An 8,086-nucleotide genomic window follows, 5' to 3' on the forward strand; every position below is an offset into this window, starting at 1 on the left:
TGCTTGAGGCGGTCGATCACCTCGTCGCGCACGAGGTGCGTGAGGAACTCGACGTTCGACTCGGTGTCCGGCGCGTCGGGCGACATCGGCCGGTCGGGCAGTGGTGGCAGGTCCGGGATCGGGGGTGGGGGTTCGGGTTCGTCGGGCTCGTGGGTGGCGCCCATGTATGGCGCGAGCGATCCACCGATGCCGAGAAGCGCGAAGAGCAGCCCGACGGCGAGTGCCAGCGCGGCCGGATCGAGGCCGTCCTCGCTCGCCGACGCTGGATCCGACGCGGACCCGCCGGGCTCCGACCGGCCGACCTCCGGCTCAACCGCTGCCGGGACTCCCGCCGGGGAAGCTGCCGCTGCCGCCGGGGCCGGGGCCGCTGCCTCCGTCGGCTCAGCCGCTGGCTCGGCCACCGGGCACGGCCGGGCGACCGGTTCGATCGACGAGAGGAGACTGCTCGCCGCAGCGAGCATTGCGGGTACGAGGTCATATTCGGGCGGGACATCGATCCGCACGTAGGCATCGCTGGTGGAGCTCGACACGAAGACGTGCGGGTCCGCGTCGGTTCGGCAGGAGTACTGCAGCGTGTCAACGGCCGGGTCGGGAAATGAGGCGCTCTGCCACAACGCCGACATGGACGCGCGATAGTCGCCGTCAGGGGTGACGTAGGTGCACGAAAGCACAAGACCGCCGGTTGTGTCCATGTCCTGCGGGCCGCCGGCGGCTGGGTCCACCTCGAAGCCGCCGGCCTGCGGCGGGCAGCTCACGTCGTCCCGCGCCGACGCGGGAGCGGCGCTGATGGACGCGAGCAGCACCACGGCGGCCCCCACGGCGAACAGCGCCCGTCGGACACTCCTCGTCCCGCCACGGAGGGCATCGATGCCGTGAGTCCCGCTCATGCCCACCTCATCGGCAGGGTCTCGCGCGACCTGTGGTGTTCGTGCCTGCGGGTTGCTGTGGCCTCCGTTCGGAACTGTCGGCCGGCGGGCGGCGAACCCCCGCCGCCAGCGCAGGCTCGTCCCCGACGACCCGGACTCCCCGGCGGGACTGCGGCGCTGGGACCCCCGCGGGTTCGTGTCGCGCGGCGGCTGCGGGAGCGGGCTGAGCCACGGGCCTGTGCGTCGGCCCTCCGCTCGCTCCGGACGCACCCTACGAGGCAACGTGCGGCGCAGTTTGCGGTGGGGAGCCCCCGATCGCCCGTCTGTGCAGCGCTCTGTGCAGCGAGAGTGCACCCAGAGCGCGGATCCGATGCACAGAGCCATGCACAGAGACCTCGCCGACCAGGAGTCCAGCTGAGGCGTTCCCGCGGGAACGCCTCACCCCGGGCGCAGGATTGACATCGGTGACCGCAGCATGCATCTCGACTGCCGGGGGACCGGCTCGCCCACGGTCGTCTTCGAGTCCGGACTCGACGTCAACGGGTCGCTGGCTTGGGACGCCGTCCACGACGCGATCGACACCACGACCGGGGCCTGCGCCTACGACCGGGCGGGCATCATGTGGAGCGACCCGAAGGATTCCCCACAGAGCGCCGTGGCGGTCGCCGAGGATCTCCACGCGACCCTGGCCGCGGCGGGCGAGTCCCTGCCGGGGGTGCTCGAGGGGGGTGATGCCATGGACGCGACCCTCCAGGAGGCCGGAACCTTCACCGTCGGCACCGTCGGCACCGTTCGTGACGGGCGGACGACGGCGAAGACTACGGCGAAGTAGCGCGGGCTAGCTAGCCCGCGTCGACCGCGCCGACGTCGACCCGCTGCACGTCGACTCCCGCGGCGATGAACGGCGCGACGGCATCGGCGTCGGCGTCGGTCACCAGGGTCCAGCCCTCGGGGAGCTTCGCCCACGCGTGGAACGGGCGACGTCCCAGCTTGGCGGCGTGCGCGAGCACGTAGACGCGGTCCGCGCGCCGCGCCATGAGCTCCTTGAGCCGGGTCTGCTCGAGCTCGGCCTCGCAGATCCCGAACTCGACGGACACCCCGTCCGCGCCGAGGAACACCCGGTCGAAGCTCATGCGCTCGAGGGCCGCCTCGGTGAGGGGACCGACGAACCCCTGGCTCAGCGGGCGCAGCGTGCCGCCGAGGCAGAGCACCTTGACGGAGTCGATCCCGGACAGCTCGGAGATCACGCTCAGGCTCGTGGTCGCCACCGTCACATTCGTCGCGCTGCGCAGCTCGTGGGCGAGTGCGGCCGCCGTCGAGCCGGCGTCGAGCAGCACGGTCTCGCCGGCGAGCACCTGCGACGCCGCCCAGCGGCCGATCGCCTGCTTGGCCTCGAACGCCTCGCCGGTCCGCTCCCGCAGCGCCGACTCGGGGTGGGCGACCTTCACGATCGCGCCGCCGTACGTGCGCGCGAGCTCCCCGGCGTGCTCGAGCTGCGCGAGGTCGCGGCGGATCGTCGAGGCGGAGACGTCGAAGACCCCCGAGAGCTCGTCGACCGTGGCCAGCCCCGTCGTCCTGGCCAGTCGCACGATCTCTGCACGTCGGAGGACTGATTCCCTGATGGACACGCGCTCCATGCTAGTAGTTCTGCGCGAAACGCGCAGGACGTCCACCGCCGCGCGCACCGCGGGCGGCGCGCGTCCGTCCACTTTCTCCGACATAGTGCGCAGTTTGCGCGCGACCATTGCGCACAACACGCATCCGTGGCACTCTCTCTTCCAACGTCGGAAGCGCCCAGGCCGCAGCTGCCACACCGAAGTCCCCCCGCTGCGCGGTGCTCCCCACCACGATGAGGAAGGTCAACGATGACCCAGCTCGAGAACGCCGCGACCGCCGCGGCCTACACCCGCCTGGCCGGCCTCGACTCGCTCTCGCTGTCCCGGCGATCTTTGCTCCGCTGGGCCGCCGCAGCCGGGGGAGTGGCCACGATCGGCTCCCTCGCCGGCTGCGCGACCCCGACCGGACTGCCGGGCCCGGACACGATGACGATCGGCCTCAACCGCTCCCTGGTGAGCCTGGACAACAAGCTCAACCAGTTCGACGCCGCCGTGACCGTGCAGCGTGCGGTGCGCCAGGCGCTCACCAGGATCGGGTCGGACCTCACCCCCGAGCTCGTGCTCGCGGAACGGTTCGAGCTGACCGCGCCCACCCGATGGACCGTGCGCATCCGCCCGGAGGCCGTCTACTCCGACGGCACGCCGGTCGCCGTGCAGGACGTCGCGACCGCGCTCGAGATGTACCGCACAACCGCCGGTTCGTTCCTCGCCACGTTCTTCCCGGAGTGGCCGCGCGTCGTACCCGTCGACGCACACACGTTCCTGCTCGAGACCGACAAGCCCGTGCCGATCCTCGACTACCTGATGGCGAACATCCTCATCACGCCCGCCGCGGCGAACAAGGCCGAGGAGCTCCAGAGCGGCATCGGCAGCGGGCCGTACACGGTCGCGGCCGCGAACCGCGGCACCGGCAACTACACGCTCAAGGCGAACCCGAGGTACTGGGGCACCAAGCCCGGCATCGACACCGTCCAGGTCCGGTTCCTGCCCGAGGAGTCCAGCCGCGTGGTGTCCCTGCGCAGCGGCGAGGTCGACGTCATCGACTCGATCTCGCCCGACGTCGTCGATCAGCTCCGGGGCCTGCCCGGGGTCGCGATCGAGACGATCGCGGGCGTGCGGATCAGCCAGCTGTTCTACAACTTCCGCAAGCCGGCCGGTCACCCGCTCGCCGACGTGCGCGTGCGGCAGGCCCTGAGCAGCGCCATCGACGGCGCCGCGCTCGCGGGCGACGTGCTCGCCGGCTCGGTGACCGAGGCCGACGGCGTCGTGCCCGCGCGGCTCACGGGCGCCGCATCGGTCGGGCACTACGCCTACGACCCGGACAAGGCCCGCTCGACGCTCAAGGCGCTCGGGGTCACGGACCTCGAGCTCACCATCATCTGGGAGTCGGGTGAGTTCGCGAGCGACACCCAGGTGATGGAGGCGGTGTACGAGATGCTCCGCGCCGTCGGCGTGAAACCGAAGCTCAAACAGTTCGAGCCAGGGGGTGACATCTCCACCTGGCGGCAGGGCCGTGCCGGGGACTGGGACGTGCTCGGGAACGGCTTCTCGAGCCCGACCGGCCTCGCGCTCACGATGCTGCAGGGCATGTACGCGGGAACCGCCAAGAAGGAGGAGACCCGGGACACGTACCACGGCTACATCGTGCCGGCCATCACGGCCGAGATCGCGGCGGCCTCGAGCGAGGTCGATGGGCACAAGCGCCAGGCGATCCTCGACGCCGCCCAGCAGAACATCTGGAACACCTGGCCGTGCATGTGGTCCTTCGCGCCCAAGTCCATCGTGGCCCGCCGGGACCGGGTCGAGAACCTCGTGCTCGAACCGATCAACTCCTACGAGCTCGCCGCCACGCGGATGAAGGGCTGAGGCACATGTCGCGCTACATCGTCCGCCGGCTCGGGCAGAGCCTGCTCACCATCTTCCTGACCGTGTCCACGGTCTTCGTGCTGGTCCGCCTCGCGCCCGGCGACCCGGCGGTCGCGTACGCCGGGCCGCTCGCGACCAGCGACCAGGTCGACGCCGTCCGCACCCGGTTCGGCCTCGACCTGCCGATGTGGCACCAGTACGGGATCTTCATCTCCCGGCTGTTCCACGGGGACCTCGGCACCTCCTTCTCGTTCCAGGCCCCCGCGCTCGACGTCGTCCTGGGTCGACTGCCCTACACGATCACCCTCGCGGTGGCCGCGATCGTCGTCACGACCATCGCCGCAGTGCCGCTCGGGGTGTGGATGGCCCGCCGTGCCGACAGCGGGCGCGAGCTGACCGCGAACGTGCTGACCATCGCCGGCCAGTCCATGCCGGAGTTCTGGACCGGCACCATGCTGCTCACCGTCTTCGCGGTGCTCGTCCCGATCCTCCCGGCGTCCGGGTTCACGACCTGGAGCGGGCTGATCCTGCCGACCCTGACGATCGCGGTCATGCAGATCGCGCTCATCTCGCGCATGGTGCGCCGGGAGATCGTGACCAACCTGCAGGCGCCGTACCTGACCGTCGCCCGCTCGCGGGGCGTGCCCGAACGCTGGCTCACCTGGCGGTACGCGATGGGCAGCGCCTCGATCCCGGTGCTGACCGCGCTCGGCACCCGGTTCGCCGCGATGCTCAACGGCGTCGTGGTCGTCGAGGTGGTCTTCGGCTGGCCGGGGGTCGGGTCGCTCGTCGTGCGGGCGCTCGAGACCCGCGACTACCCGCTCATCGTCGCGACCGTGCTGGTGACGAGCGTGCTCGCGGTGACCGTCCAGCTCATCGTCGACCTGCTCTACCCCGTGCTCGATCCGCGCGTCCGACTCGGCAAGGTGGTCGCAGCATGAGCCCCGTCACCCCCTCTTCCCTCGCTGCGCCCCCGCCCGCCGCGGCGGTCGCCCGGCCCAGCGCGGTCACGCCGCGCGACTTCGCGCGGGCGTCGGCGACCCGTCGCCGGCGCGGCAGCCGGCTGAAGATCTGGGTCGGCTCGATCTGCACCCTGCTCGTGGTGGCCCCCGTCCTGCTGGCCGGGGTTCTGCCGATCCCCGCCGCCAACCACCAGGACCTCGGCCAGCGCCGCCTGCCGCCGTTGTCCCCCGGGCACCTGTTCGGCACCGATCAGCTCGGCCGCGACCTCCAGTCGCTGATCCTGCACGGCGGGCAGGTGTCGCTGCTGGTCGGTGTGCTCGCGGTCACGGTCTCGGGCGTGCTGGGCATAGTGCTCGGCTCGGCCGCCGGTTTCTTCGGCGGACGGATCGACTCGGTCATCTCCCGCGTGCTCGAGGCCCAGCTGTCCCTGCCGCTGCTGATGATGCTGCTGCTCGTGGTCGCGCTGTTCGGCCCGTCGCTGCCGGTCATCACCTTCGTGATCGCCATCGCGCAGTGGCCGGAGGTGGCCAGGCTCACCCGCAGCCTCGTGCTGGTCGAGCGGGAGAAGCCGTACGTGGCCGCGGCCCGCGTCCTCGGGCTGCACCGACTGCAGATCCTGCTGCGGCACGTCATCCCGAACGTCATCAAGCAGGCCACCCTCGTGGTGCTGCTGCTGCTCGCGCAGGCCGTCCTGCTGGAGAGCGCGCTGAGCTACCTCGGGGCGGGGCCGCAGCGCCCGTTCAGCACCTGGGGCCGGATCATCGCCGACGGCCAGGACTACATCACGACGTCGTGGTGGCTGGTCACGATCCCCGGCCTGGTGATCGTGGTGCTCGTCGTCGGGGTCAACCTGCTGGGAGACGGGCTGCGCGACCGCGCGCGCCGTCGGAAGGGAACGAAGTGATGATGAGCGACGCAGCAACCATGCCCGACGTCGATCCGCACGCGCCGCTGCTCGAGGTCCGCGACCTGCAGATCGAGCTGATCACCGAGGCCGGCGTGATCCGCGCGGTCGACGGCGTCTCCTTCCGCATCGACTCGGGGGAGACCGTTACGATCATCGGCGAGTCGGGCTCCGGGAAGTCGACGACGGCGATGGGCCTGCTCGGCCTGCTGCCGCCGGACCTCGCGGTGCTGTCCGGGCACGCGGCGTTCAACGGCCGCGACGTCATCGCGCACCCGAAGGTCGTCCAGGCCGTGCGCGGCCGCACTGTGTCCCTGGTCCCGCAGGACCCGATGACCGCGCTCAGCCCGGTGCTGAGCATCGGGTCCCAGCTGATCGAGGCGGTCCGGCTGCGCCGACGCGAGCTCGGCCGGGACGCCGCGCGCGAGCGCGCGATCGACCTGCTCGACCAGGTGCGCATCCCGGACCCGGCCGGCCAGCTGCGCAAGTACCCGCACCAGCTCTCGGGCGGGATGCTGCAACGCGTCCTGATCGCGATGGCGCTGGCCGGCGAACCGCTGCTGCTGGTGGCCGACGAACCGACGAGCGCGCTGGACGTCACGGTCCAGGCCGGCATCCTCGACCTGCTGCTCGAGCTCCAGGAACGCACCGACATCGCGATCCTGATGATCACGCACGACCTCGGCATCGCCCGGGTGATGTCCGACCGCATCCACGTGATGAAGAACGGCCGGTTCGTGGAGAGCGGCGACGTCGAGGACGTCGTCGGGCGGCCACGCGAGGAGTACACCCGGGCCCTGCTGGCCGCGGTGCCCCAGCTCGGTCCATGGGACGGCGACGTACCCGCTACCGCGCCCACTACGAAGGGAGTCGGGGCATGAGCGCCACGCTGCTGTCGGTCGAGAACCTCGTCGTGGACTACCAGGTCGGCCGCGAGACCCACCGCGCGGTCGACGACGTGAGCTTCGAGATCGCCACGGGCCAGACCCTCGCCATGGTCGGGGAGTCCGGCTGCGGGAAGTCGACCATCGCCAAGGCCCTCGTGCGCCTGATCACGCCCACCTCCGGGCGGATCGTGCTCAACGGCGTCGACCTGGCCGCGATGAAGGAACGCGAGCTGCGACCGCTGCGCTCGCGCATCCAGATGGTCTTCCAGGATCCGTACGGCTCGCTCGACCCGCACCTCAACGCCCAGGAGATCGTCGGCGAGCCGCTGCGGCTGCGCGGCGTGCGATCGAAGGCCGCGCGACACGCGGAGGCGGCCCGGCTGATCGACCTGGTCGGCCTGCCGACCACCGCGCTCGACCGCCGACCGCAGGAGTTCTCCGGCGGGCAGCGCCAGCGCATCGGCATCGCCCGCGCGCTGGCGAGCAAGCCGGACCTGCTGGTCTGCGACGAGGCCACCAGCGCGCTCGACGTGTCCGTCCAGGCGCAGGTCCTGGCGCTGCTGGTGGAGATCCAGCGCGAGACCGGCCTCACCTACCTGTTCATCTCGCACAACCTGGGGGTCGTGCGCCAGCTCAGCGACAACGTCGTGGTGATGTCCAGGGGCGTCATCGTCGAGCGCGGCCCGACGGCGGGCGTCCTCGAGGCCCCGCGCAACCCGTACACCCGCGCGCTGCGGGCCGCCGCGCTGGACCCGACCACCATCCACGGGCGCAAGCCCCGCCACATCCTCGTCCCCGCAGAACGGATCGCCTGATGATGACCAGCTCCCCGACGATGTCGCGACTCGTGCTCGGCACCATGACCTTCGGTGACACGGTCGACGCCGAGGTCGCCGCCCGGATGGTCGACACGGCGCTCGACGCCGGCGTGACCGCGATCGACACCGCCAACGGCTACGCCGGGGGAGCCGCCGAGACCATGCT

At 71.4% G+C, this 8,086-nt stretch carries 8 protein-coding genes and 1 pseudogene; 7 read left to right on the forward strand and 2 right to left on the reverse strand.

The annotated features are described in order from the left end of the window. Positions 1-887: pseudogene (locus tag VIM26_RS06140) on the reverse strand (hypothetical protein); the annotation flags it as partial. A 454-nt stretch (positions 888-1,341) separates the two neighbouring features. On the opposite strand from VIM26_RS06140, the gene VIM26_RS06145 reads away from it, so the two are divergent. Next, positions 1,342-1,698 (forward strand): hypothetical protein, encoded by a 357-nt coding sequence (locus VIM26_RS06145; protein ID WP_331949468.1) that lies wholly within the window; start codon positions 1,342-1,344, stop codon positions 1,696-1,698. A gap of 10 nt (positions 1,699-1,708) precedes the next feature. On the opposite strand, the gene VIM26_RS06150 is transcribed toward VIM26_RS06145, so the two are convergent. Further along, complete coding sequence (locus VIM26_RS06150) at positions 1,709-2,494, reverse strand: DeoR/GlpR family DNA-binding transcription regulator (protein WP_331949469.1); 786 nt, start codon at positions 2,492-2,494, stop codon at positions 1,709-1,711. Between the two features lie 237 nt (positions 2,495-2,731). On the opposite strand from VIM26_RS06150, the gene VIM26_RS06155 reads away from it, so the two are divergent. From VIM26_RS06155 to VIM26_RS06180, 6 genes are all read left to right on the forward strand, one after another. After that, complete coding sequence (locus tag VIM26_RS06155; RefSeq protein WP_331949470.1) at positions 2,732-4,348, forward strand: ABC transporter substrate-binding protein; 1,617 nt, start codon at positions 2,732-2,734, stop codon at positions 4,346-4,348. Positions 4,349-4,353: 5 nt separating this feature from the next. Next, positions 4,354-5,289, forward strand: a complete 936-nt coding sequence (locus VIM26_RS06160) for an ABC transporter permease (protein WP_331949471.1) — start codon at positions 4,354-4,356, stop codon at positions 5,287-5,289. After that, positions 5,286-6,215, forward strand: a complete 930-nt coding sequence (locus VIM26_RS06165) for an ABC transporter permease (protein WP_331949472.1) — start codon at positions 5,286-5,288, stop codon at positions 6,213-6,215. Before VIM26_RS06160 ends, VIM26_RS06165 begins: the two co-directional genes overlap by 4 nt. 2 nt (positions 6,216-6,217) lie before the next feature. Further along, positions 6,218-7,096 carry an ABC transporter ATP-binding protein gene (locus VIM26_RS06170; protein ID WP_331949473.1) on the forward strand — a complete coding sequence of 293 codons (879 nt, stop codon included), beginning with the start codon at positions 6,218-6,220 and terminating at the stop codon, positions 7,094-7,096. Continuing rightward, a complete protein-coding gene (locus tag VIM26_RS06175) occupies positions 7,093-7,917 on the forward strand; it encodes an ATP-binding cassette domain-containing protein (protein WP_331949474.1) in 825 nt (274 codons plus the stop codon). Before VIM26_RS06170 ends, VIM26_RS06175 begins: the two co-directional genes overlap by 4 nt. A gap of 20 nt (positions 7,918-7,937) precedes the next feature. Further along, the coding region (locus VIM26_RS06180; RefSeq protein WP_331949475.1) for an aldo/keto reductase at positions 7,938-8,086 on the forward strand (149 nt) is incomplete at its 3' end.

Source organism: Pengzhenrongella sp. (assembly GCF_036565025.1).
In the GTDB taxonomy this organism is placed as follows: Bacteria; Actinomycetota; Actinomycetes; order Actinomycetales; family Cellulomonadaceae; genus Pengzhenrongella.